We start from the raw sequence: 25,481 nt of genomic DNA, 5'->3' as shown, positions 1-25,481 counted from the left end.
CACGAGACCCACGTAAGACGCCGAAGAGCGCCCACGGAAACCATGGGCGCTCTTCCCGCACGTGCCCCCGGCAGGATTCGAACCTGCGACACCCGCTTTAGGAGAGCGGTGCTCTATCCCCTGAGCTACGAAGGCGAGGATGCGACGGGGATCTCGGTGAGATCCGCGACCAGCCTAGCGGATAAGCGATGGGGGAGGGGAAGGTCAGGCGGTGGGGACGCGGGTGAAGCGGTCCGCCGTGTGGAAGTCCTGCTCGATCGCCGTCGCGGTGGCCCGGAGTTCCGGCAGCAGGTCGCTCACGCACTCCGCGGGGGTGCGGCGGGTGGTGTGCATGGCGGTGTTCAGCGCCGCGACCACCCGGCCCCGGTGGTCGCGGACCGGCACCGCGATCGAGCGCAGGCCCGCCTCCAGTTCCTCGTCGACCAGGGCGTACCCCTGGGCGTGGACCTCGGTCAGGAGCCGGTCGAGGGCCGCGGGGTCGGTGAGGGTGCGCGGGGTCAGCGGGCGCAGTTCGCCCAGGGAGCGGCGGCCGCGCGGGAGGTCGGCCAGCAGGACCCGGCCCATGGAGGTCGCGTAGGCGGGGAGCCGGGTGCCGACGGTGAGGTTCACGCTCATCACACGGTTGGTGGCGACGCGGGCCGTGTACTGGATCTCGTCGCCGGCCGGGGTGAGCACCGCCAGGGACGCCGACTCGTGGATGCGGGAGGTGAGGTCCGCCAGGTGCGGGGTCGCGATCTCGGCCAGTGAGGTCCGGGCGAGCGCCGGGAAGCCCAGGGACAGCACCCGGGGGGTGAGGGTGAAGGTGCGGTGCGCGGTCGCGGTGACGAGACCCAGGTGCTCGTAGGTGATCAGGGCGCGGCGGGCCGTGGCCCGCGCCAGCCCGGTCGCCTTCGCGACGTCCGTCAGGGTCAGGGCGGCCCGGCCCTCACCGAACGCCGTCAGCACGGTCAGACCACGTGCCAGGGACTCCACGAACCCGCGGCCGAGCTCCTGCTTGGAGGCCCCGGTCCAGATCGCCAGGCCCGACGGGCCGGTCCCCGGCTCCGGCGCGGGCGGCATCTGGCGCAGCTCCCGTTCCATGTCCGCCACCGCCACCCGCAGCCGCGGCAGCAGCGTCTCGCGTAGACCGGCCGCGGTGTGCCGGCTGGTGTGGCTGACCACGCTCGCCGCGCACGCGATCCGTCCGGTGTGCGGGTCGCGCACCGGCACCGCGACCGCCACCAGGCCCGGTTCGATCAGCTGGTCGTCCAACGCCCAGTCGTCGGCGGCCGCTTGTGCGGCCCGACGCTCGAACTCCGCGTCCGGCCAGGGGTGTTCGCGGGGCGGTACGGCGGGAAAGCCATGGTCCTGGGGGTCCGCCGCCCGGCGTTCCCGCCACGCCAGCCGGTCGGCGTCCGTCCACTCCGTCGCGAACAGGGCGCCGGGCGCGGTGCGTTCGGCGGGGAGCAGGTCGCCGATGCGGAAGCTGAGGGACATCGCGCGGCGCCGGGTGGCCTGGTGGATGAAGCGGATGCCGTCGCGGTCGGCGACCGCCAGGGACACCGACTCGTCGAGCTCGTCGGCCAGTTCGTCGGCGCGCGCGTCCAGCAGCGCGGGCAGCCGCAGGGCGGCCAGGTAGGCGTTGCCCAGTTCCATCAGCCGGGGGGTGAGGACCACGTCCCGGCCATCGAGGCGGACGTACCCCATGCGGGCGAGGGTGGCGGTGATGCGGTCGACCGTGGAGCGCGCGAGGCCGGTCGCCCGCTCCAGCGCGCTCGGGCTCAGCGTCCCGCCCGCCTCGGTCAGCTCCCGCAGCACGGCGACGCCACGGATCAACGGCGCGACCGCCTCCGCCGGCACGACGGCAGGGTCCCTCACATCCACGGCGTCATCCATGGTCGGGGTCGTCTTCGCGGGCATCGGCTCTCCGGTACGGCAGTCACGGGAGCCCTACGGTAATCCGGCGAACGCCGTCCGACCCGTACTACGCCCGCGCCCCAAGCCCCAGCACCCCCTGCCCGCCGACCTCCACCCCACCCTCCCGCCCGCCGACCTCCACCCCATCCTCCCGCCCGCCGAAGACCACCCCGACCGCTCGCCCCCGGCGAAGCTCGCCGGTCCGGGCCTCTGCCTCGGCCGCCGCTCCGGCGGCTCGCGCCCGGAGAAATCGAGCCCGGGCTGTTCGCGCCAGGCGAGGACTGCCGGCCCGGGTGTCAGCGCCGGCCGCCACCTCGACCGTTCGCGCCCTGCGAAGCCTGCCGCCCCGAGCCCCAGCCCCTGCCGCCACCCCGGCGGCTCGCGCCCGGAGAGACGACCGAGGCCACTCGCGCCCGGCGAAGACCGCCCCGGCCTATCCCGCCCGGCGAAGACCGCCCCGGCCTATCCCGCCCGGCGGAGATCACCCCGCCCCTTCCCGCCCGGCGAAGACCGCCCCGCGCCTCACCCCCGCGTGACCCGCACCCGGTAGTCCCCCGACAGGTCCACCCCCGTCACCTCGATCCGGATGTGTCGCTTCCGGTCGTGGAAGGTCTGGCCCGGGGCGAAGGGGGCGTCCGAGAGTTCCGCGTGGACGTTGGGGCTGCGGGTGCAGCCGCCGCTGTCGCGGTGGGAGTCGTACACCGTGACCGGGCCCATTCCGGTGTCGACGTCCGCGTTCACCTTGTAGATCAGCGCACCCGGCCGGCACACCGCCTCGTCGTTGCCCTCGCGGGTGCGCAGTTCCACGGCGTAGCCGGTGCGGCCGCTGACCGGGACGAAGAGCAGCTTGGAGCCGCCGGCGCGGGCCATCGGGGTGAGCGTGTACTCGGTCGTCCCCGGGGTCGTCACACAGGTGACCTGCGAGGCGTCCAGCCAGCCCAGCTTCCACTTGTGCCAGCCGAGGAGGTCGTTGTTGGCGCCCCAGTCCTCGCTCATGATGTCCCAGTGCCCGACCGCGCCCCCGCCGTCCGCCGTGTAGAGGTCGGGCAGGCCGAAGACATGGCCGTTCTCGTGCGGCAGGACCCGGTAGCCGGTCTGCGCGAAGGAGCCGGAGCCGTCGTCCTGCCGGGAGTAGACGAAGGACGCGTTGGCGACCGGGACGCCGTCGGCGACCGGCGCGTCCGGGTTGCCGGCGAAGGTCACCGACAGGACCGTGTCGAGGGCGGACGGGCCCGCGTTCGGGGTGACCAGCACGTTCAGGAAGTCGTACGACCGGAAGTCCACCTTCGGGTCGGCCGCGGCCACGATGTCCTGGACCAGGTCCCGGTAGCCGGGGTCGAAGGGCGCGCCGCGCTCTATGCCGTACGCCGCGAACGGCTTCGGCATCCGCAGCCAGGTCGGGATCGGTGTCTCGGGGCGGTAGTCGAGGCGGCCGTAGGAGCTGGTGCGGAACCATTCCTGGGTCTGCGGGAAGAATTCGCGGAAGCGGTCGAGGGCGGGGCCGCGGCCCGGGGCGTCGGAGAAGTCGATCATCAGGGTGAGAGCGCGGACGGTGCCGGTGGAGCGGGAGTAGCCGCCGGTGGTGGGGACGCCCTCGGACATCTGGATCGCGGCGCCGCCGCGGATCAGACAGGGGCCGTGGGCGGAGGTGCGGGCCAGGGCGACCGGTCCGGCGCCTGCGGGGGCGGGGGCCGCCGTGCGGTGGCTCGTGCCGGCCGAGGTGCTGACCACGAGGGTCAGCGCGGTCACGGACACGAGGGTGGCGACGCGGCGCGGGCGTATCCGACGGCTGGTCTGCGTCTGCTGCATGCACGGCCCTCTCCGTCCACGGCAGCCGTCTGACCACGGACTGCACCCTTTCGATCACCCTGGGTCGAGGGGTGCGCGGGCGCGCGCTGGAGGGGCCGAACGTGGGTTTCTCGGAGGAGTGGATGTGACTCAGGTCACATCAAATCTTCTCCTCAACCCGAAATAACCGGGGAGCGTCTCCCCGTTTAGAAGTGTGTTCGCGCGAAACGGGGAGTGCTTCCCCGGATCGCAAGAGTCAGCAAGGTTCAGAAGAGTCAGCCGAAGCAAACCCCACTCCGAGGAGTACGCCGTGACCGCGACCACTGTGCAGAAGAAGGTGACCCGGCCCCGCGCCGACGCCCTGCGCAACCGGGAGCGGATCGTCACCGCCGCCCGGGAGATGTTCACCGAGTTCGGCCCCGATGTGCCGCTCGACGAGATCGCCCGCCGCGCCGGTGTCGGCAACGCCACGGTGTACCGGAACTTCCCCGACCGTGACGCGCTCGTCCGCGAGGTCGTCTGCTCCGTCATGGACCGGACGTCCGAGGCGGCCGAAGTCGCGCTCGCCGCGACCGGGGACGCCTTCGAGGCGTTGGAGCGCTTCGTGCACGCGTCCGCGGACGAGCGGATCGCCGCTCTGTGCCCGATGGTGCAGAGCGCCTTCGACCAGCACCACCCCGACCTGGTGGCGTCACGGGAACGGATCGAGCAACTCGTCGAGGAGCTCATGGACCGGGCCAGGACGGCGGGTCAGCTCCGTGCCGACGTGAGTGTCGGTGACGTGTTGGTCGCGGTGTCCCAGCTGTCCCGGCCCCCGGCCGGCACCGGCTGCGGCGTCGCCGACCGTTTCGTGCACCGCACGCTCCAGCTGTTCCTCGACGGATTGCGGGCCCCGGCCCGCTCCATCCTGCCGGGCACGGCCCTGACCATGGAGGATCTCCGCCGAGCCTGACCGATCAGTGCTGACCGATTAGTTCAGGGCGCCACCGCAGTCCACCTCCACATCGCAACGACTCATCCCGGCCGTCACCGATGACCGGCCGTCCCCTCACCACTCCTTTGTTCCGTCACGAAGTCCCGAAGTGGGTACCCTCATGTCCGAAACAGCCTCCAAGGCTCCCGGCGCACCGGCCACGTCCGGTGACGCCAACCGCTGGAAGGCGCTCGTCTTCATCGCGCTCGCCCAGCTGATGGTCGTCCTCGACGCCACCATCGTGAACATCGCCCTGCCGTCCGCCCAGGTGGACCTCGGCATCTCCGACGGCAACCGGCAGTGGGTCGTCACGGCCTACGCCCTCGCCTTCGGCGGTCTCCTCCTGTTCGGCGGCCGCATCGCCGACCTGTGGGGCCGCAAGAACGCCTTCGTCGTCGGCCTGATCGGCTTCGCCGGCGCCTCCGCGCTCGGTGGCGCGGCCACCAACGAGGCCATGATGTTCGGCGCCCGCGCCCTCCAGGGTGTCTTCGGCGCGCTGCTCGCGCCCGCCGCGCTCTCCCTGCTCGCCGTGATGTTCACGGACGCCAAGGAGCGCGCCAAGGCGTTCGGCATCTACGGTGCCATCGCCGGTGGTGGCGGTGCCGTGGGCTTCATCCTCGGCGGTGTGCTGACCGAGTACATGGACTGGCGCTGGACGTTCTTCGTCAACATCCCGTTCGCCATCGTCGCCGCGCTCGGCGCGTACTTCGTCATCCGTGAGCCCGAGGGCGGCCGCAACCGCAACCCGCTCGACATCCCCGGCGTCCTGCTCTCCACCCTGGGTCTGGTCGCGCTGGTCTACGGCTTCACCCGCGCCGAGTCCAACGGCTGGGGCGACTCCGTGACCGTGGGCATGTTCGTCGCCTCCGCGGTCCTGCTGATCGCCTTCGTCGTCACCGAGGCGAAGGTCAAGGCCCCGCTGCTGCCGCTGCGCGTGGTGACCGACCGCAACCGCGGCGGCATCTACCTCTCGCTCGGTATCGCGATCATCGCGATGTTCGGCACGTTCCTGTTCCTGACCTACTACCTCCAGGTCGTGAAGGGCTTCTCGCCGATCAAGACCGGGTTCGCGTTCATGCCGATGATCGTCGGCATGATGGTCGGCTCGACCCAGATCGGCACCCGCCTGATGACCCGGCTGCCGGCCCGCCTGCTGATGGGCCCCGGCTTCCTGGTCGCGGCGATCGGCATGCTGCTGATGACGCAGCTGGAGATCGGCTCGTCGTACGCCTCGACGATCCTGCCCGCGATGCTGCTGCTCGGTCTCGGCATGGGTACGGCGTTCATGCCGGCCATGTCCCTGGCCACGCTCGGCGTCGAGCCCCGGGACGCCGGTGTCGCCTCCGCGATGGTCAACACCTCGCAGCAGGTGGGCGGCGCGATCGGTACGGCCCTGCTGAACACGATCGCCGCGTCCGCGACGACCGCGTACGTCAAGGACCACATCGGCTCCGCGACCTCCAAGTCGCAGCAGCAGCTGGTCGCCCTTGAGGGGCAGGTGCACGGCTACACCAACGCGATCTGGTTCGCCGTCGGCATGCTGGTCCTCGCCGCGGTCATCGTGGTGACCCTGGTCAACGCCGGCCGCCCGGACACGGGTGCCGTGGCCGGTTCCGCGGAGGGCGCCGAGGACGAGGTGCCGGTCCCGGTCGTCGCCCACTGACGACGACGACCGTCCGGTCGTACCCCTTCGTGCTCGTCGTACGTACGGGGATGGGGACGCTCCGCACGTACGACCTCTGAGGACCTGTCCTGGCTCAGCGGAGCCAGGGCAGGTCCGCACCCGCTTCGTTGGGCTGAAGTCCCTCGGCGACGATCTCCATGATCTCGCCGAGGGACTTCTGCTGTTCCGGGGTGAGCCGCTCGAACAGCGCCTGGCGTACGGCGCCCACGTGGCCGGGGGCGGTGCGGCGCAGCACCGCGTGCCCGTCGTCGGTGAGGATCGCGAACTGGCCGCGCTTGTCGGAGGGGCAGTCCTCGCGGCGGACCCAGCCGTTCTTCTCCAGGCGGGCGATGGCGTGCGACAGCCGGGAGCGGGTGATCTTCGCCTTCATCGCCAGCTCGGTCATCCGCAGCCGGCGCTGCGGCGCCTCGGCGAGGCCGACGAGCAGCCCGTAGTAGACGTGCGGCATGCCCGCGTCGCGCTGCAACTGGCGGTCGAGGTGGTCTTCGAGAAGGGTGGTGGCGTGCAGGTAGGAGCGCCAGACGCGCTGTTCCTCGGCGGTGAGCCAGACGGGTTCTTCGGCCATGTCTTCCACTGTACGAGACGGCTCCTTGAAAGTTAAACAAGTTGGAGGTATGTTCACAGGGTCGGAAGTTTTAGACTTCAAGTAACACTCGAAAAACTGTGTTCATATAACACCTTTCGGAGGGAGCAGCGCCATGTCGGCCGCAACCCAGGACGCGACTCAGCAGGCGACCAGGGAGCGTATGCCCGCGCTCTACCTCAGCCACGGCGCTCCGCCCCTCGCCGACGACCCGATCTGGCCCGGCGAACTCGCCGCCTGGTCCGCGGACCTCCCGCGCCCCAAGGCGATCCTCATGGTCTCCGCCCACTGGGAAGAGGCCCCGCTCGCCCTCGGCGCGGTCGAGACGATCCCCCTCGTCTACGACTTCTGGGGCTTCCCCGAGCACTACTACCAGGTGCGGTACGCCGCCCCCGGCGCGCCCGCGCTCGCCGAGTCCGTCCGCAAGCTGCTGCGCGCCCCCGGCACCCCCGTCCAGGACATCCCCGACCGTGGCCTCGACCACGGCGCCTACGTCCCGCTCGTCGAGATGTTCCCCGAGGCCGACATCCCGGTCCTGCAGATCTCCATGCCGACCCTCGACCCCGTCAAGCTCATGGAGATCGGCCGCAAGCTCGCCCCGCTGCGCGACGAAGGCGTCCTGATCGTCGGCTCCGGCTTCTTCACCCACAACCTCGCCGCGCTCCGCCACACCGGCGGGGGAGTGCCGACCTGGTCCTCCGAGTTCGACGACTGGGGCCGGCGGGCCCTGGAGGCGCGCGACTGGGACGGCCTGCTCGACTTCCTCCACAAGGCCCCGGCCGGCCGCTACGCCCACCCGCGCACCGAGCACTTCGCGCCCCTCTTCGTGACCATGGGCGCCGCCGAGGTCTCCGGCGAGCTGGACGCGCAGAAGTCGGTGATCGACGGGTTCTGGATGGGGATGGCGAAGCGGTCGGTGCAGTTCGGCTGAGGCGCCCGCCGCGGGTAAGGGCTGGATGTGGTGTCGCTGTGAATTCCCTGGGAGTCCGCTGACCTGGCAACCATCAAGGGGTGCCGGCCGTCTTCTGGGGCAGAGGACGGCCGGGGACGGCGGTCTTCGCGGGGGAGTGCGAGCGCGGCCGGGTGTGACGGGCGTCTCGCCGACGCGGAGGTGGGAGGGGTTCATGAGAAGCCCGGGATCGGTCTCGACTCACGGCCTGACCTGCACCTCTGCCGGGCCGCTCGGCACCGCCGCGGACCGTGTGGCCGCGCAGGATACTGCATGATCAGAAAAATAGGGGGACGGGTTGGGAATTCTGTCCTGATTCCAGTCGTTGTTTCCTTCGGAAGCAGGGCACCCGAGGAGAGTCCGGACCGGACACTGTCGGACCGCATCGGGACCAGGCCTCCAAGGACCACCCGCCAGCCCACATCGCAAGGGAGCACACGCATGGCAACCCGTGCCGTCGCCCGTCGTCAGTCCGCCTCCGGCGAGGCCGTCGACAAGGCACGCAGCGTTCGCGCCCACGCCGGCGAGATCGCCGACCGCGACCTGGTCGGCATGTATCTCGACGAGATCGCGCGCACGCCGCTGCTCGACGCCGCCAAGGAAGTCGAGCTGTCCCAGATGATCGAAGCGGGTGTGTTCGCGCGGCAGGTCCTCGACGGGTACGAGGAGTCCAAGGCGGACGCCACCCGTGAGGAGCTCGAGGCGCTGGTCGCCGAGGCCGAGCGGGCCAAGGACGTCTTCATCCGGTCCAACCTCCGCCTGGTGGTCGCGGTGGCCCGCCGCTACCCGCGCAGCGGCCTCCCCCTGCTCGACCTGATCCAGGAGGGCAACGCGGGCCTGGTGCGCGCGGTGGAGAAGTTCGACTACCGCAAGGGCTTCAAGTTCTCGACGTACGCGACCTGGTGGATCCGGCAGGCCATCACCCGCTCGATAGCCGACCAGTCGCGCACGATCCGGCTCCCCGTCCACCTCGTCGAGGAACTCGGCCGCATCCGCCGCGTCCAGCGCGAGTTCAACCGGGAGAACGGCCGCGACCCGGAGCCCGCCGAGATCGCGCAGGAACTGGGCTCCACGGCCGAGCGCGTGACGGACGTCCTGGACTGGGCCCGCGACCCGGTCTCGCTGAACATGTCGGTGGACGACGACGGCGACACCCAGTTCGGCGACCTGCTGGAGGACACCTCCGCGGTGTCGCCCGAGCAGTCCGTCCTGACGCTGCTGCGCAGCGAGGAACTGGACGGCCTGATCGGCCGCCTCGACCAGCGCACGGCCTCCATCATCAAGATGCGGTACGGCATCGAGGACGGCCGGGAGCGCACGCTCACCGAGGTCGGCAAGGAGCACGGCCTGACGCGCGAGCGCATCCGTCAGATCGAGAAGCACGCCCTGCTGGAACTGAAGAAGCTGGCCCGGGACACCGGGTTCGACGCGGCCGCGTAAGGCCCGCCACGGCGCGGGTGTGCCCGCGTGCGCCGGGTGTCTCAAGGCGGCGCAAACATGGCGGAGTTGGGTCGCTTCAACGGGCAGGACGCTGGGAACAACCTTTCAGGGTCCATGAGTTCGAAGAGAAGCCGACAGGCCGACGAGCCGACTGCGTGACCGACCTCGCGTTCGAGGTCGCGTTTGAGGTCGAGTTCAGTTCGGTGAGATGAGATCGGGTTCCGGGCTATGGCCCGGGGCCCCGAGAGCCAAGTCCCGACGCACTCCCCCCGGCGCCGGGACTCTCCCGAGAGCCGGACTCCGGCGCCCTCCCCCCGGGTGCCGGGGTCCGGCTCTGCCCTTGTTCGACGCGCGGGACACGGCAGGGCATGCTGGACGGCGGGTCACCCCGTACCTGAACCCCGGGGTGGCCCGCCGGATGGCAGATTGTGTCACATGGGCATAGCCTGCCGATGTGAGCAGCCCCACCCCAGCACCGCGTTCCACCTCCCGTTCCACCTCCCGTGCCGCCTCCTCTTCCGCTCCGGCCTCGCTGACCGAGCGACGAAAAGCCGAGACGCGGATGGACATCGCCAGGGCGGCGGCGGGGCTCTTCGCCAGCCGCGGGCTGCGCGCCACACGCGCCGAGGACATCGCCCAGGCCGCGGGCATCGCGCCGCGCACCTTCTACCGGTACTTCGCGACCAAGGAGGAGGCCGTCGCCCCGCTCTACGCGGCAGGCGCCCAGCGCTGGGCGGAAGCGGTACGGGAGGCACCGGCGCAACTGTCCGTGCCGGAGGCCCTGGAACACGCGGTGCGGCACACGCTGACACCGGGCGTCGGCGTCTCCGCCGCGTCCTGGGAATGGGTCCGCACGCTGATCCGCCTCGCGGACTCCAGCCCGGCGCTGGGGAAGGTGTGGGCGGAGGTGTGCCGGGATTCTGAGCGGGTGTTGGGGGAGGTGCTGGCGGAGCGGGGGTCTGGCGGTGCCGACAACGTTGCCGCTCCTGTCGCCACCGTCGAGCTGCGCTTCGCCGCGGCGGTCGCGAGCGCGGCGGTGCGGACGGCGGTGGAGGCATGGGTGGCGGACGACAGGCGGGCGAGCGGCCCGGGTGGTCCGGCGGAGTTGGCGTTGCGGAATCTGGGGGCGTTGGAGGGGTTTCCCTGGGCGGGGGAGTAGCAACGGGCGGGGCCTTGGCCTCAGCCCGGCGTCGTACACCTCACCCACCCGCAGCCCGGACCAGCCGATCCCCCAACCCCCGTACACACTCCACCAGTTCCCCCGGTGCCTCCACCGTGAAGTCGACCCCCGTCATCGCCAGCCGAACCGCCAGCCACTCCACCGCGTCCCCCGACTCCCCCCGCAGTCGACAGCGCCCCTCACCCACCGCCTCCGGCACCCCCACCCACCTCGGTACCCGCGCCGCGACCACCTCCGCCGGAGCGGCGAACGTGACGGCGAACTCGTACGTCTCCTGCCGCCGGTACATCGACTGCCGCAGGTACTCCGCCGCACTCCCCGTGGGCAACTCCCGCGGAGCGAACCGCGCCCCCGTGGCGAACGGCTCGCTCACCCGGTCGACCCGGAACGTACGCCAGTCGTCGCGATCGAGGTCGTACGCCACGAGGTACCACCGCCGCCCGGTGGAGACCAGCCGATACGGCTCCACGACCCGCCGCGACCCGGTCCCGTCCTTCGTGCGGTAGGCGAACCGCAGCCGCTCGTGTCCCGCGACGGTCGACGCCATGACCGTCAGCGTCTCGGGCGCGATGCTCGCTCCGTCCCCGCTGGTCAGCGCGGTCGTCGCGGTCTGGAGCGTGGAGACCCGGTGCCGCAGCCGGGACGGCAGCACCTGCTCCAGCTTGGCCAGCGCCCGCACGGACGCCTCGTCGACCCCCTCGACCGCGTGCCCGGCGCCCGCCCGCAGCCCGACCGCGATGGCGACCGCCTCCTCGTCGTCGAGGACGAGCGGCGGCATCGCCTTGCCCGCGACGAGCCGGTAGCCGCCGTCGGACCCCTTGCTCGCCTGCACGGGATAGCCCAGCTCCCGCAGCCGGTCGATGTCCCGCCGCACGGTACGGCGGGACACCCCGAGCCGGTCGGCGAGCTCGCCGCCGGGCCATTCCCGCGGGGTCTGGAGGAGGGAGAGGAGCTGGAGGAGCCGGGCCGGAGTATCCGTCGTCATGAGTTCGAGGATGCCGTACATCTAGGACACGATCTGACCTAATGGGGTCGTAGCTTGAGTACATGACCTCCACCGAAACCGTGGTTTCCACGCCTACACCTGCGTCTTTGCCCGGGTCCTCGCCCGCGTCCTCGCCTGTGCCGGCGGCCGCGTCGGCGCCCGACCGGCGTCGCTGGTTCGCCCTCGCGATCGTGATGACCGCGGCCTTCATGGACCTCGTCGACGTCACGATCGTCAACATCGCCATCCCGTCCATCCGGGCCGAGGCGGGCGCGAGCGTCAGCCAGATCCAGTGGATAACGGCCGGCTACGCCCTCGCCTTCGCCGCGGGCCTGATCACCGGCGGACGCCTCGGCGACATCCACGGCCGCAAGCGGCTGTTCCTCATCGGCATCGGTGGCTTCACCCTCGCCTCCGCGCTGTGCGGCCTCGCCGCGAACCCGGAGATGCTGGTCGCCTCCCGGTTCCTTCAGGGCGGCATGGCGGCGCTGATGGTGCCGCAGGTGCTGTCGATCGTGCACGCGACGTTCCCGGCGGAGGAGCGCGGCAAGGTCTTCGGCCTGTTCGGCGCGATCGTCGGCCTGGGCGCGGTGTCCGGTCCGCTGCTGGGCGCGCTGCTGACGGAGTGGAACCTCTTCGGCCTGGAATGGCGCCCGATCTTCCTCATCAACCTCCCGGTCGGCATCGCGGGCCTGATCCTCGGCAGCCGCTACATCACCGAGTCCAAGGCCCCGCGCGCCCTGAAGCTCGACCTGGTCGGCGTCGCCCTGGTGACCCTGGGCCTGCTCATGCTGCTCTACCCGCTGACCCGCGGCCGTGAGCTGGGCTGGCCGCTGTGGGGGTACGTGTCGATGGCCGGCGCGTTCGTCGTCCTCGCCGCGCTCGTGACGTACGAGAAGCGCAAGACCGCCCGCGACGGCTCCCCGCTCATCGAACTCTCCCTGTTCCGCGTGAAGAGCTTCGCCGCGGGCGTCGCCGTCCAGACCGTCTTCGGTATCGGTCTCGGCATCTTCTTCCTGGTGTGGACGATGTACATGCAGGTCGGACTGGGCTGGCGGCCGCTCAAGGCGGGCCTGACCGGGGTGCCGTTCTCGATCGCCGTGTCCACGGCGGCGGGCCTGTCGGTGCAGAAGCTGGTCCCGCGCGTGGGAGGCCGCACGGTCCTCCAGTCCGGCGCGCTGACCATGGTCGCGGGCGTCCTGCTCTACCTCTGGGAGGCCGGCCGGTACGGCACCGCCATCGCCCCCTGGCAGATGGCCCTCCCGCTGGTCGTGATGGGCCTCGGCATGGGCCTGATCTTCGCCCCGCTGACGGACATGGTGCTGTCGGGCGTACCGCGCGAGCACGCGGGCTCGGCGTCCGGCCTCATCAACACCGTGCAGCAGATGGGCAACGCGCTCGGGCTCGGCCTGGTCTCGGTCGTCTTCTTCAACGAGATCCCGGACGTGCTGCGCCGCGAGCAGGTGGGCCCGGTCTTCGTGGACGCCTTCCAGCACGCGCTGGGCTGGGTCGCGGCGATCATGGCCCTGATCTTCCTGCTGATGTTCGCGCTGCCGAAGCGGGGGGCGCAGCATCTGGAGGGGGCTGGGGAGGAGCCGGAGCTGGTCTGACCCGAGAAGCCTGGGGAAGTGGAGAAAGGCCCGGCGCCCTGTGGGCGCCGGGCCTTCCGCCTGTCTTTACCTGGCCGGAAGTCCGTTCATGCCCGAATCAGGCCCGAACCTGTTTACTTTCCGGAAATCCGGGCGTAGCCTCCCAGCGAAACCACAAGTTCGGGCACTGGCCGGAAGCGGCCGGAAGCGGCCGGACATCAAGCCGGACACGGCCGGACATCGAGTCGGAGGCGAGCGGACATGTACGCACCGGAGCGGCAGCAGGAGATCCTCCGGCTCGCGCGTGACGGCGGGCGAGTGGACGTGGTGTCGCTGGCCGAGGAGTTCCAGGTCACCGCGGAGACGATCCGCCGGGACCTCAAGGCCCTCGACCGCGCCGGCCTGCTGCGCCGGGTGCACGGCGGTGCCATCCCGGCCGGGCGCCTCGACTTCGAGCCGGACCTCGCCGAGCGCGAGACGACGGCGGCCGACGAGAAGGACCACATCGCCAAGGCGGCCGTCGCCGAACTGCCGACCGAGGGCACCCTGATCCTCGACGCCGGCACCACGGTCGCCCGCCTGGCCGGCGCCATCCCGCTGGAGGCGGCGCTCACCGTCGTCACGCACAGCCTGCCGATCGCGGCCCGCCTCGCGGACCACCCCGGCATCCAGCTCCACCTCGTCGGAGGCCGCGTACGGCATCGCACGCGCGCCGCCGTCGACGCCTGGGCCCTCCGGGCGTACGGCGAGATCCGGGCCGATGTCCTCTTCGTGGCGGCCAACGGCTTCTCCGCCGACCATGGCCTCACCACCCCCGACCTCGCCGAGGCCGCGGTGAAGCGCGCGGCGATCGCCGCCGCCCGCCGGGTCGTGCTGCTCGCCGACTCCTCCAAGCACGGCCAGGAGCACTTCGCCCGCTTCGGCGACCTGAGCGACGTGGACCTGCTGATCACCGACAGCGGGCTGAGCCCCGAAGACGCCACCGCCATCGAGCGCGGCGGCACGGAAGTAGTGCGCGCATGATCCTCACCGTCACCCCGAACCCGTCCCTGGACCGCACCTACGAGGTTCCCGCACTGGAGCGCGGCGAGGTCATCCGCGCCACCGGCGAGCGCATGGACCCCGGCGGCAAGGGCGTGAACGTCTCGCGCGCCGTGGCGGCCGCCGGACGGCGCACGGTCGCGGTCCTGCCCCTGGGTGGTGCGCCGGGGGCGCTCGTGGCGGATCTGCTCGACGCGCAGGGCATCGAGGTCGCGCCGGTCCCGGTCGCGGGCGCCACCCGCTCCAACATCGCGCTGGCCGAGTCCGACGGCGTACTGACGAAGATCAACGCGCCGGGTCCCGAGCTGTCGGCGCAGGAGCAGGAGCTGCTCCTGGAGACGGTGCGGGCGCAGTCGCCGGACGCGGACTGGATCGCGTGCTGCGGGAGCCTGCCGCGGGGGCTCGCGCCGTCGTGGTACGCCGATGTGGTCGCGCGGGCGCACGCCGGGGGCGCGCGCATCGCGCTGGACACCTCGGGGCGTGCGCTCCTGGAGGCGCTGCGCGAACGCCCCGACGTGGTGAAGCCGAACGCCGAGGAGCTCGCGGAAGCCGTCGGGCGCCCCCTGTCCACGGTGGGCGACGCCGTGAAGGCGGCCGAGGAGTTGCGCGAGATGGGCGCACGCGCCGTGCTCGCGAGCCTGGGCGCCGACGGGCAACTCCTCGTGGACGGCTCGGGCACCTGGTTCGCTAGCGCCCGCGTGGACGTCGTCCGCAGCAACGTGGGCGCCGGTGACTCCTCCCTCGCCGGTTTCCTCATCGCCGGCGGCAGCGGCCCGGAGGCCCTCGCCTCGGCGGTCGCCCACGGCGCCGCCGCCGTACAACTCCCCGGCAGCGTCATGCCGACCCCGTCCGACCTGGACCCGGCCGCGGTGACGGTCACGGCGGAGGTCCCGGCGGACCGCGTACTGAAGGAGCCGGTGACATGACGAACCGCTTGGCGCGTACGGCGGTGAGGGCGCCGGAGGCATACGGCTCTGCTTCTGCGGTGGTGACGGCGCCGGAGGCTCACGGCTCTGCTTCTGCGGTGGTGAGGGGGCCGCAGGCATACGGCTCTCCATCTGCGGTGGTGAGGGCGCCGGAAGCCCACGGCTCTCCTTCCACGGCGGTGACGGCACCCGAGGCGCACGGTTCCTTCTCTGCCTCTACGGCGCCGAGGGCGCCCGACCCGGATCGCTCGGCGTCGTCCACGCCCCCGGCACTCCCCAGTGGACCGGCCATGAAGCGGCGAGGCTCCCCGTTACTCGCCGCGGCCTGCGGGAGGCAGGGCCACCTGAGTCGCCCTGTCTCCCGGTGGGGGCGAGGTTTCCCCGGCCCCGCCCCCACCACCCCCGAGTTCGCCCCCGAACTCACCGCTGAGTTCACCTCCGAACTCACCCCCATGACCCCCCACTGCACCCCCGTCCCCGCCCCCGCCCACTCCACTCCCCGGGCGATACGCGTGCGAAGGAGCCCGCGATGAGCGACATGATCACCGCGGACCTGGTCGATCTCGACCTGTCCGCCGACACCAAGGAAGCGGCGGCGCGTGCCCTCGCCGAGCGCATGGTGGCCCTGGGCCGGGTGACCGACCTGGACGGCTTCCTCGCCGACGTGGCCGCCCGCGAGGCCCAGATGCCGACCGGCCTCGACGGCGGCATCGGCATCCCGCACTGCCGCAGCGCGCACGTCACCGAGCCGACGCTCGCCTTCGGGCGCAGCGCCGCCGGGATCGACTTCGGCGCGGCGGACGGCCCCGCCGACCTGATCTTCCTCATCGCCGCGCCGGCCGGCGCCGACGACGCCCACCTGACGATCCTGTCGTCACTGGCGCGGCAGCTGATGAACACGGAGTTCACCGACGCACTGCGCGCGGCGGGCGACGCGGCCACTGCGGCGGCGCTCATTCGCGGGGACGCGCCGGCGGCGGACGCCTCCGACGCGCCCGGCGCATCGGCGAGCGCCCCCGCGGGCGCCTCTTCGAACTCCGTGGCGGTGTCGGCGGCGGCCTCCGCCGACACCGCCACGGGAACCGCGGCCCCGGCGCCGGACGGCGCGACCGCTCCGGCGCCGGGCGCCACGGACGCGAGCGGGGCGGACGCCGCCGACGCGCGCCCCTTCCGTATCGTCGCCGTCACCTCCTGCCCGACCGGCATCGCCCACACCTACATGGCGGCCGAGTCCCTGGAGAACGCGGGCCGCGAGGCGGGCGTCGAACTCGTCGTCGAGACCCAGGGCTCGGCCGGCTTCACCCGGCTCGACCCGGCCGTCATCGAGGCGGCGGACGGCGTGATCTTCGCCCACGACGTCCCCGTACGCGACAAGGACCGCTTCGCCGGCAAGCCCACCGTCGACGTCGGCGTGAAGGCGGGCATCAACCGCCCCGCCGAGCTCATCACCGAGGTGCGCGGCAAGGCGGCGCGCGGTGAGGTCACGGGCACCCCCGGGACCGGCTCCACGCCGGTCGAGCGCGCGGGCGACGCCGGTGACAGCTACGGCACCAAGCTGCGCAAGTGGCTGATGACGGGCGTGAGCTACATGGTCCCGTTCGTCGCGGCCGGCGGTCTGCTGATCGCCCTCGGCTTCGCGATCGGCGGCTACCAGATCAACGAGGCCAAGCCGGTCATGGACCACTTCGACTGGGGCCAGGTCGACAGCTGGGGTGCCCTCCTCTTCCAGATCGGCGGCGTCGCCTTCGGCTTCCTGATCCCCGTCCTCGCCGGCTACATCGCCTACGGCATGGCCGACCGTCCCGGCCTCGTGCCCGGCTTCGTCGGCGGCATGATCTCCGTCAACATCGCCGCCGGCTTCCTCGGCGGCCTGGTCGCCGGTCTGCTGGCCGGTGGCGTCGTCCTTGCCATCCAGAAGATCAAGATCCCACCGGTGCTGCGCGGCATCATGCCGGTGGTGGTGATCCCGCTGATCTCGTCGATCGTCGTCGGCTTCCTGATGTTCATCGTGATCGGCAAGCCGATCGCCAACGCGCAGGAGGCCATGACCGACTGGCTCAACGGCCTCTCCGGCACCAACGCCATCCTCCTCGGCATCCTCCTCGGCCTGATGATGTGCTTCGACCTGGGCGGCCCGGTCAACAAGGTCGCCTACGCCTTCGCCACCGCCGGCATCGCCGTACAGGACCCGAGCGACTCGGCGATGAAGGTCATGGCCGCCGTGATGGCCGCCGGCATGGTGCCCCCGCTGGGCATGGCCCTCGCCACCACCGTCCGCAAGAAGCTGTTCACCGAGACCGAGCGCGAGAACGGCAAGGCGGCCTGGGTCCTCGGCGCCTCCTTCATCTCCGAGGGCGCCATCCCGTTCGCCGCGGCCGACCCGCTGCGCGTCATCCCCGCCTCCATGGCGGGCGGCGCGGTCACCGGCGCGCTGACCATGGCCTTCGGCTCCACTCTGCGCGCCCCGCACGGCGGCATCTGGGTCACCTTCCTCATCGGCAAGCCGTTCCTGTACCTGCTGGCCATCGCGGTCGGTACGGCCGTCACGGCGGGCCTGGTGATCCTCCTCAAGGGCCTGCGCAAGACGGCCCCGGGAGGCGCTGCCACCGCCTCCGACGACCCCGCGTCCGCCCCGGCGGCCGAGCAGAAGCAGCCGGTGGCGGCGTAACAGAGGCACCGGCGCCGACGGCGGTCGGCCGCAACCCTGGCGGGACGGGGCTGCGGCCGACCGCAGCCGTTCGCGCCCCGCGCATGTCCCTTTCGGCCGCTGTGAGTTGTTCACGGCACCTGCGAGATACGTCACGGTCCGGGACCAAAGTCCCGGACCGTGGTGTCTACTGGGGCGCATGCCTGAGCACGTCTCGATCTACCAGCTGACGGGCATGGCCGTCCTCGCCCTGGCGACCGTCGTCTGGGCGATCGGCCTGACCCGCGTCCTGCGCCGCGGCCGCGCGGCCGCCCTGTGGGGGCCCGCCCACGCCCTCCAGGGCCTTCCGTACCAGCGGCAGGCCGGCCCCGACCTGGAGGCCGTCCAGCTGACCCCGGCGGAACGGGACGCCTTCGCAGGGCTGGTACGACAGCTCAGCGACGGCCGCTGACGCCCGAGCGCTCACCCGCTCGCCGCGTCGGCGTGCGTCACGAGACGCGCGCTGCCCGCCGCTCCATCGCGTCCCGGGCGGCGTCCTCGGAGACGTACACCTCGCACATGTGCCGCCCGTCGGGCGTGGCCGTGTGCTCGACCTCCCACAGGGAGACCTCCTCGCCGTCGCGCAGCAGGAACGCGTGCTCGTAGAGCGAGAAGCACAGCCCGATACGCCCGGCGCGGCACGGCCGCCCGAACGCCTGCGTGATCTGGTGCGCGAACGCGTTCGCCAGCAGCGCCGCCGTCTCCGCGCCCGGCCGGTCCGGGTTCTCGGCGCGGCGCAGGAGCCGGCGCGCGTGGTCCGCGGAGTCGTCGGGCACGTACGCGTGCCGGGGCGCGGGGATCGGCGACAGCTGCACCGTCACCGGGAGCTCGAAGTCGGGGGTGTCCGCGGGCAACGGCAGCCGGGCCGTGGCCGCGCGCAGCTCCTCCTCGTCGACGTACACCTCGTGCTGCGGCTCGCTGCCCGGCGCGGTGTTGTGGACGAGCTCCCACAGCGTGAGCGCGGAACCGTCGGCGAGCAGCCAGGCGTGGCGGTACGTCTCGCGGTGCAGCCCCGCGCTGTGGTGCGCGGAGTGCAGTGAGCTGTCGTGCGCCAGCGCGCAGTCGAGGCGCTGTATCACCTCGTCGGGCAGCTCGAAGGAGTTCAGCGCGCGGCCGAGGAGTCGCGCGAGGTGCTCCTCCGGAGACTCGGGCGACTCGCGTGGCTCGTACGCTGCCGTCTCGTACGGAACGCTCAAGGTTTCTCCCGGCGTTGCTGCATGTCACCTTGTGGGTGCATACCGTAGCCCCTCGGTCGGACATCATGTCCGGGAACCGAGAAAACGTGCGCACAGAAAACGCCCGGGCCGTGTGAGAAGTTCCCACGCGGCCCGAAGATCCGTCAAAAACAGCCGGTCAGACGGCACTTGGCGTGCAGCGGCGGCCGGACGGCGCACGGACGCCCGAGGGGCGCCAGGGTGCCCCGCAGGCGCTCACACGGCGCTTCCCGTGGTCCACTCGCTCCACGACAGGTTCCAGCCGTTGAGTCCGTTGTCCGGCGCCACCGACTTGTCGGGGGAGTTCTTGACGATCACGACGTCCCCGAGGATGGAGTTGTCGTAGAACCACTTGGCGTTCGTCGCCCCCGAGCCGCCCTGCACGTCCTGCAACCCCACGCACCCGTGGCTGGTGCCGGTCCGGCCGAAGGGCGGATTGGACTTCTTGTACCAGTAGTTGCCGTGGATGAAGGTCCCCGACTGCGTCAGACGCATGGCGTGCGGCACGTCCGGGATGTCGTAGGCGTTCTTGAGCCCGACCGTCCGGCTGTCCATCCGCAGCTTCGGGAACTTCTCGGAGATCACCATCTGCCCGTTGTAGGTGGTGAACTCCGGGCTGCCCGCCGAGATGGGCACTGACTTGAAGGTCTTGCCGTCGCGCATGACCGTCATGGTCTGCGTGTTCACGTCGACCGTGGAGACCTGCGACCGCCCGATCGTGAAGCTGACGGTCTTCTTCTGCACCCCGACGACGCCGTTCGCGCCCTTCACGCCGTCCAGGTCGATCTTCATCGTGACCTTGGAGCCGGCCTTCCAGTACTCCTGCGGCCGGAAGTCGAGCCGCTGCGACCCGAACCAGTGCCCGACCACCTGCTGCCCGCTGCTGGAGGAGACCGTGATGTGCGACTGCACGGCCTTCTTGTCACTGATCGCCCTGTCGAAACTGAACGACACCGGCATCCCGACCCCCACCGTCGTACCACCGTCCGGCGTGTACGTCCCGATGAAGCTGTTCGCCTTGCTGACCGTGGTGAACGTCGAGTCCGCGGAGGTGGCGCGACCGTCGGCGTCCTTCGCGGTCGCCGATATCTCGTACTTCGTGCCCCGCTCCAACTGCTCCTTCGGCTGCCAACTCCCCCCGCCCGCGGTGAGCGTGCCCGGTACGTCCTGCCCCGTCCCGGCCACCTTCATCTTCACGCCGGTGAGCGCGCCCCCGCTGACCTTCACCCCCGTGGTGTTGATCGACGCGCCCGTCGAGCCGTCCTTGGCCGAGATGACGATCTTCGCCGCCGACGTCTTCGGGGAGTCCCCGGCGCCCTTGCCGTCGTTCTTGCCGTCGGCGCCGCCGCCACAGGCGGTGAGGGTGAGGGCGCCGACCGCCAGGACGGCACAGGCCCCCAGTGCGCGCCGCTTTGCTATGTCCGGCGTTGTCACGAGCTGCTCCCGATTCGTGTGATGTGCGTGATCCGCTCCAGTGCGTGGACAAAGAGCGCATGCATGGCCGGTCGGGTTCCCCGCGAGCGCGCTGAACGCCATCGCGTGACACAACCGGGACAATCCCCACACGAAATGAGCCACCGGCCGAGGCGCACCTCGGCCCCGACGCCGCGGGGCGCCGCGCGTTGGCGGCGCGGCGGCTCACACCCGAGAGCGCGGGCGCCTCGCCTCCGTCACCGACCCCCGTACAACTCCCCGTACGACAACCACTCCCCGCCCGGCCCCCTCACCGACTCGGCCGCACGCACAGCGCGCACGATCGCACGCGTCACCATGTCGGCGCCCGCCGCGAGGAGTTCGTTCAGCGCCAGGGGGTGCTCGGCGTCGAGCGCACGCTGCCCTGTCGCCAGGGTGAACACCGTGTCGCCGTCGTTCAGGAGGTGCACCGGTCGCACGGCGCGCGCGATGCCGTCGTGCGCCGTGCCCGCGAGTTTCTGCGCCTGTGCCTTCGACAGGTCCGCGTCGGTGGCGACCACCGCGAGCGTGGTGTTCAGGAGGGGAGGCGTGTTCTTCGCCGCGGTCTCGGCGAGGCGCCGGCGCGCGGCCTCGTGGACATGCGCCTCCGGGTAGTCCACGCGCCCCTCAAACAACTCCCCGTACAGAACGCCCGTTTCCGGATCCATCACGGATCCCGCCGCGTTCGCCACCACCAGCGCGGCGACCGTGATCCCCGACCCGAGCACGACGCTCGCGCTGCCGACCCCGCCCTTCATCGGCCCGACAGCGGCGCCCGTACCCGCGCCCACGCCCCCTTCCCGAACGCGCGCCCCGAGCGCGCTCGCCGCGGCCGCCTCCACCGCCGCCCGCCCCAGCGCCGCATCCGGCCTCGCCCGAAAGTCACCACCGCGCCCGAGATCGAAGACGCAGGCGGCCGGTACGACGGGAACGACATGCGTCGGATCCACCCCGACCCGCACCCCGCGCCCCTGCTCCTCCAGCCACGCCATCACGCCGGTCGCGGCGTCGAGCCCGTACGCGCTGCCGCCGGTCAGGACGATCGCCTCGGCCTTCTGCACGACGTTGCGGGGGTCGAGGGCGTCGGTCTCCTTGGTGCCGGGCCCGCCCCCGCGTACATCCACGGCGGCGACGGCGCCGCTTTCCGGGGGGAGCACCACGGTGGTGCCGGTCAGCCAACCGTCGCCGGTGCGCGTCGCGTGTCCCACGCGCACGCCGGCGACGTCCGTCAGAGCGTCAACTGTCATGCCCCCAGTCTCGTCCAGGCCGCACCCGCACCAGCCCATCCGCGCGGCACCGGCACCGACGTCGGCGTCGACACCGGCGCTCACCCGACCGGTGTCGGTGCCGCCTCCCGGCTCTCCCGGGCCACCATGCGCGCCGTCAGCGTCGTCCCCGTCGCCACCGCGAGCGCCGACACGACGCCGGCCGCGAGGACCGCCCAGTCGCCCAGGAACGTGCAGGCGATGACCAGCAGCGCGGTGACCGGCAGCACCAGCTGCTGCGCGGTGCCCACCTTGAAGTAGCGCGAGTGCAGGGCCCAGACGGTGAGGAGATACAGCGCTGTCGGCAGCGTGACGGCGGCCGACGCGGCCAGCGTGGAGATGTGTGCCTTGCCGACGGATTGTTCGACCGCGACCTCCAGTCCGGCGCCGATCGCGGCGGCCGAGGCGAAGATCAGGTAGTGGCCGTAGCCCCACAGGAACGCCTGCTTGTTGCTGTGCAGCCTGCCGTGGATCGGCACCACGAAGTAGATCCACCAGGCCGCGAACACGATCAGCAGTCCGCCCGTGGCGATCGGCAGCAGTTCGCCGAGCGCGTCGTTCTCCTCGACGGCGGACTTCACGGCGATCGTGGCCGCGGCGATCGTCTCGCCGAGGACGATGATGGTGAACAGTCCGTACCGCTCGGCGATGTGGTGCGGGTGCCAGGAGGAGTTGAAGTCCTTCTCGGCATACGCCGGCACGCACATCTCGATCACCGCCATCACGAGGAACACCCAGGGCCGCGCCCCCTCGGGCAGGACCACGAGCCCCGTCCAGCCGACCATGCAGAGCAGCACGCCAAGGGCGTACCGCAGGGCCATCGTCCGCTCCGCGCCCTCGGTGGACAGCGCCACGCGTATCCACTGCGCGGACAGGGCGAGCCGCATGATCACATAGCCCAGCCAGACGGCCAGGAAGTCGTGATCCTCGAAGGCCCGCGACACCCCGGCCGCGAGCACCAGCACGCCGGCGATCTGGATCAGGGTGACGACTCGGTACAGGACGTCGTCGTTGTCGTACGCCGAGGCGAACCAGGAGAAGTTCATCCAGGCCCACCAGATGGCGAAGAAGACCATCGCGTAGTTGAGGATGCCCTCGCCGGCGTGCCCCTCGGCGATGGAGTGCACCAGTTGCACGCCCGCCTGGGCGATGGCCACCACGAAGCACAGGTCGAAGAAGAGCTCCAGAGGAGAGGCGACCCGATGGGCCTCGTCGCGCCCGCGGGCGCTGAGCCTCCGCAGAGGGCTCCGGGTGGCGTGCGCGTCGGAGGGCGCCGGGGACGGAGTCGAACTGGACGTCATGCGTCCAAGCACACCAGATACCGGCCAGAAATTCTTGTGAACGGATTCACAAGCGGTCAGGGGCCCAAGGGCTTGGAGAAAGCGCCAGGTCAGCTGGCCCGCCCCCCGTCCGGGCCGCGCGGTGTCGGGACGTTGGTCCCGCAGATCGGGACCAACGCGGCCCGCGGAGCCGCCCGCGCGGGCGTGCAATGGAGCCGTACCGACGAAGCGATGTGGAAGGTGCGGGCCATGACTGCCATCCCTGCGGAAACCACGACCGCCACTCCGGCCGAGGAGACGGCGCAGCACACCTCGGCGCCGGGGGACGCCTGGGCCGGCTTCCGCGGCGGGCTGTGGCGCGACGCCATCGCCGTCCGAGACTTCGTCCAGAGCAACTACGCCCCCTACGAGGGCGACGCCTCCTTCCTCGCCGGCCCCACCGAGCGCACCACCAAGGTCTGGAACAAGCTCCTCGCGATGTTTCCCGAGGAGATCGCGCGCGGTGTCCACGACGTCGACGTCAGCACCCCGTCCCGCATCGACGCCTTCGCGCCCGGCTGGATCGACCCCGACCTCGACCTGATCGTCGGCCTCCAGACCGACGCCCCGCTCAAGCGCGCCATCATGCCCAACGGCGGCTGGCGCATGGTCGAGAGCGCCCTGGGCGCCTACGGGTACGCGGCCGACCCCGCCGTCCGGGAGATCTACACCAAGTTCCGCAAGACCCACAACGACGGCGTCTTCGACGCCTACACCCCCGAGATCCGCGCCTGCCGCTCCTCCGGCATCATCACCGGCCTGCCCGACTCCTACGGCCGCGGCCGCATCATCGGCGACTACCGCCGCGTCGCCCTCTACGGCGTCGACCGGCTCATCGTCGCGAAGCGAGCGGACAAAAGCGCTCTCGAAGTCGAGTGGCCGAGTGCGGAGGTGATCCAGGAACGCGAGGAAGTCGCCGAGCAGATCCGCGCCCTCGAAGAACTCAAGGCCATGGCTCTCTCCTACGGCCACGACATCTCCGGCCCGGCCAGCACCGGCCGCGAGGCCGTCCAGTGGCTGTACTTCGCATACCTCGCCGCCGTCAAGGAGCAGAACGGCGCCGCCATGTCGATCGGCCGCATCGACGCCTTCCTCGACATCTACCTCCAGCGGGACATCGAACGCGGCCTGCTCACCGAGACCGAGGCCCAGGAACTGATCGACGACTTCGTCATCAAGCTCCGCATCGTGCGCTTCCTGCGCACCCCCGAGTACAACGAGGGCTTCTCCGGCGACCCCACCTGGGTCACCTGGTCCATGGCGGGCCTCGGCGAGGACGGGCGCCCTCTGGTCACCCGAACTACCTTCCGCGCCCTCAACACCCTCTACAACCTCGGCCCCGCCCCCGAACCCAACCTCACCGTCTTCTGGTCGCCGCGCCTGCCCGAGGCCTTCAAGTCGTACGCCGCCCAGGTCGCCATCGACACCAGCGCCCTGCAGTTCGAGTCCGACGACCTGATGCGCCCCAAGTACGGCGACGACACCGCCATCGCCTGCTGCGTCTCCGCGATGGCCATGGGCAAGCAGATGCAGTTCTTCGGCGCCCGCGTGAACGTCGCCAAGGCACTGCTGTACGCCATCAACGGCGGCCGCGACGAGGTCTCCGGCAAGCCGGTCGTCGAGGGCTTCGAGCCGATCACCGACGAGTACCTCGACTACGACACCGTCCTCGCCCGCTACGACGCCATGCTCGGCTGGCTCGCGAAGACCTACGTCCACGCGCTCAACGTCATCCACTACATGCACGACAAGTACGCCTACGAGCGCCTCGAAATGGCCCTGCACGACCGGAAGATCCTGCGCACCATGGCGTGCGGCATCGCCGGCCTGTCGGTCGCCGCCGACTCCCTGTCCGCGATCCGGCACGCGCGCGTGAAGGTCGTCCGGGACGAAACGGGCCTCGCCGTCGACTACGTCGTCGAGGGCGACTACCCGGCGTACGGCAACAACGACGACCGGGCCGACGAACTCGCCCGCTGGATCGTCCACGACTTCATGGAGAAGGTCCGCCGCCACCCGACGTACCGCGACGCCGTGCACACCCAGTCGGTGCTGACGATCACCTCGAACGTCGTCTACGGCAAGAAGACCGGCCACACCCCCGACGGCCGCCGCGCGGGCGCCCCCTTCGCGCCCGGCGCCAACCCCATGAACGGCCGCGACGAACACGGGTACATCGCCTCGGCGCTCTCCGTCGCCAAGCTCCCCTACGACGACGCGGAGGACGGCATCTCGCTGACCAACACCATCACCCCGGACGCCCTGGGCCGCGCCCCCGAGGAGCGCGTCGCCAACCTCTGCGGCGTCCTGGACGGCTACATGGCGAGCGGCGGCTTCCACATGAACGTGAACGTGCTCGACAAGGCGACCCTCGAGGACGCGATGGAGCACCCCGAGATGTACCCGCAACTGACCATCAGGGTCTCCGGATACGCGGTCAACTTCATCCGCCTCACGCGCGAGCAGCAACTCGACGTCATCAACCGCACATTCCACGGATCGCTGTAAGGG

General features: G+C 71.3%; 19 protein-coding genes and 1 tRNA gene. 11 read left to right on the top strand and 9 right to left on the bottom strand.

Features of this window, described 5'->3' with window-relative positions; genetic code table 11:
- Nucleotides 1–62 precede the first annotated feature (62 nt).
- The 3 genes from EJC51_RS21805 to EJC51_RS21795 form a co-directional block, all read right to left on the bottom strand.
- Nucleotides 63–135, bottom strand: a tRNA-Arg gene (locus EJC51_RS21805).
- A gap of 69 nt (nt 136–204) precedes the next feature.
- A complete protein-coding gene (locus EJC51_RS21800; protein WP_126272634.1) occupies nt 205–1,899 on the bottom strand; it encodes an IclR family transcriptional regulator domain-containing protein in 1,695 nt (564 codons plus the stop codon).
- A gap of 519 nt (nt 1,900–2,418) precedes the next feature.
- The gene (locus EJC51_RS21795; protein WP_126272633.1) at nt 2,419–3,705 is read right to left on the bottom strand and encodes a M6 family metalloprotease domain-containing protein; all 1,287 of its coding nucleotides are present in this window, start codon (nt 3,703–3,705) and stop codon (nt 2,419–2,421) included.
- Nucleotides 3,706–3,994: 289 nt separating this feature from the next.
- Here EJC51_RS21795 and EJC51_RS21790 point away from each other — a divergent pair, with 289 nt between their 5' ends.
- Both EJC51_RS21790 and EJC51_RS21785 read left to right on the top strand, forming a co-directional pair.
- Nucleotides 3,995–4,636 (top strand): TetR/AcrR family transcriptional regulator, encoded by a 642-nt coding sequence (locus tag EJC51_RS21790; RefSeq protein ID WP_207924841.1) that lies wholly within the window; start codon nt 3,995–3,997, stop codon nt 4,634–4,636.
- Nucleotides 4,637–4,778: 142 nt separating this feature from the next.
- The gene (locus EJC51_RS21785; RefSeq protein ID WP_126272631.1) at nt 4,779–6,320 is read left to right on the top strand and encodes an MFS transporter; all 1,542 of its coding nucleotides are present in this window, start codon (nt 4,779–4,781) and stop codon (nt 6,318–6,320) included.
- A gap of 94 nt (nt 6,321–6,414) precedes the next feature.
- Here the strand turns inward: EJC51_RS21785 and EJC51_RS21780 are convergent, their stop codons facing one another.
- Entirely contained in the window at nt 6,415–6,906 is a 492-nt protein-coding gene (locus EJC51_RS21780; RefSeq protein WP_126272630.1) for a MarR family winged helix-turn-helix transcriptional regulator, read from the bottom strand.
- A gap of 181 nt (nt 6,907–7,087) precedes the next feature.
- On the opposite strand from EJC51_RS21780, the gene EJC51_RS21775 reads away from it, so the two are divergent.
- From EJC51_RS21775 to EJC51_RS21765, 3 genes are all read left to right on the top strand, one after another.
- Nucleotides 7,088–7,855 (top strand): dioxygenase family protein, encoded by a 768-nt coding sequence (locus tag EJC51_RS21775; RefSeq protein ID WP_126277072.1) that lies wholly within the window; start codon nt 7,088–7,090, stop codon nt 7,853–7,855.
- Between the two features lie 459 nt (nt 7,856–8,314).
- Nucleotides 8,315–9,313: a sigma-70 family RNA polymerase sigma factor gene (locus EJC51_RS21770; protein ID WP_126272629.1), complete on the top strand. Its 999-nt coding sequence runs from the start codon at nt 8,315–8,317 to the stop codon at nt 9,311–9,313.
- A gap of 562 nt (nt 9,314–9,875) precedes the next feature.
- A complete protein-coding gene (locus EJC51_RS21765; RefSeq protein ID WP_126277071.1) occupies nt 9,876–10,472 on the top strand; it encodes a TetR/AcrR family transcriptional regulator in 597 nt (198 codons plus the stop codon).
- A 40-nt stretch (nt 10,473–10,512) separates the two neighbouring features.
- Here EJC51_RS21765 and EJC51_RS21760 read toward each other — a convergent pair whose 3' ends face one another.
- Nucleotides 10,513–11,478: a helix-turn-helix transcriptional regulator gene (locus EJC51_RS21760; RefSeq protein WP_126272628.1), complete on the bottom strand. Its 966-nt coding sequence runs from the start codon at nt 11,476–11,478 to the stop codon at nt 10,513–10,515.
- Between the two features lie 62 nt (nt 11,479–11,540).
- On the opposite strand from EJC51_RS21760, the gene EJC51_RS21755 reads away from it, so the two are divergent.
- The 5 genes from EJC51_RS21755 to EJC51_RS21735 all read left to right on the top strand — a co-directional run bounded on the left by EJC51_RS21755 (nt 11,541) and on the right by EJC51_RS21735 (nt 18,132).
- On the top strand, nt 11,541–13,088 hold the full coding sequence (locus EJC51_RS21755) for an MFS transporter (protein WP_126272627.1): 1,548 nt from the start codon (nt 11,541–11,543) through the stop codon (nt 13,086–13,088).
- Nucleotides 13,089–13,328: 240 nt separating this feature from the next.
- Nucleotides 13,329–14,090: a DeoR/GlpR family DNA-binding transcription regulator gene (locus EJC51_RS21750; protein WP_059196035.1), complete on the top strand. Its 762-nt coding sequence runs from the start codon at nt 13,329–13,331 to the stop codon at nt 14,088–14,090.
- Nucleotides 14,087–15,034 (top strand): 1-phosphofructokinase, encoded by a 948-nt coding sequence (gene pfkB / locus EJC51_RS21745; RefSeq protein ID WP_126272626.1) that lies wholly within the window; start codon nt 14,087–14,089, stop codon nt 15,032–15,034. Before EJC51_RS21750 ends, pfkB begins: the two co-directional genes overlap by 4 nt.
- A gap of 529 nt (nt 15,035–15,563) precedes the next feature.
- Complete coding sequence (locus tag EJC51_RS21740) at nt 15,564–17,702, top strand: PTS fructose transporter subunit IIABC (protein WP_126272625.1); 2,139 nt, start codon at nt 15,564–15,566, stop codon at nt 17,700–17,702.
- 178 nt (nt 17,703–17,880) lie between these two features.
- Nucleotides 17,881–18,132, top strand: coding sequence for a hypothetical protein (locus tag EJC51_RS21735; RefSeq protein ID WP_126272624.1), 252 nt, complete (start codon nt 17,881–17,883; stop codon nt 18,130–18,132).
- Between the two features lie 37 nt (nt 18,133–18,169).
- Here EJC51_RS21735 and EJC51_RS21730 read toward each other — a convergent pair whose 3' ends face one another.
- The 4 genes from EJC51_RS21730 to EJC51_RS21715 form a co-directional block, all read right to left on the bottom strand.
- A complete protein-coding gene (locus tag EJC51_RS21730) occupies nt 18,170–18,916 on the bottom strand; it encodes a DUF6227 family protein (RefSeq protein WP_097265285.1) in 747 nt (248 codons plus the stop codon).
- Nucleotides 18,917–19,150: 234 nt separating this feature from the next.
- On the bottom strand, nt 19,151–20,368 hold the full coding sequence (locus EJC51_RS21725) for a L,D-transpeptidase (protein ID WP_126272623.1): 1,218 nt from the start codon (nt 20,366–20,368) through the stop codon (nt 19,151–19,153).
- 236 nt (nt 20,369–20,604) lie between these two features.
- Nucleotides 20,605–21,633, bottom strand: coding sequence for a P1 family peptidase (locus EJC51_RS21720; RefSeq protein ID WP_126272622.1), 1,029 nt, complete (start codon nt 21,631–21,633; stop codon nt 20,605–20,607).
- 80 nt (nt 21,634–21,713) lie between these two features.
- The gene (locus EJC51_RS21715; RefSeq protein WP_126272621.1) at nt 21,714–22,952 is read right to left on the bottom strand and encodes a low temperature requirement protein A; all 1,239 of its coding nucleotides are present in this window, start codon (nt 22,950–22,952) and stop codon (nt 21,714–21,716) included.
- 228 nt (nt 22,953–23,180) lie between these two features.
- Here EJC51_RS21715 and pflB point away from each other — a divergent pair, with 228 nt between their 5' ends.
- The gene (pflB, locus tag EJC51_RS21710; protein WP_126272620.1) at nt 23,181–25,478 is read left to right on the top strand and encodes a formate C-acetyltransferase; all 2,298 of its coding nucleotides are present in this window, start codon (nt 23,181–23,183) and stop codon (nt 25,476–25,478) included.
- Nucleotides 25,479–25,481: the final 3 nt, after the last annotated feature.

The sequence above is a fragment of the Streptomyces aquilus genome (genome assembly GCF_003955715.1).
GTDB lineage: Bacteria > Actinomycetota > Actinomycetes > Streptomycetales > Streptomycetaceae > Streptomyces > Streptomyces aquilus.
The sequence above is the reverse complement of the archived record's forward strand: the minus strand, read 5'-3'. Positions and strand labels throughout refer to the sequence as shown.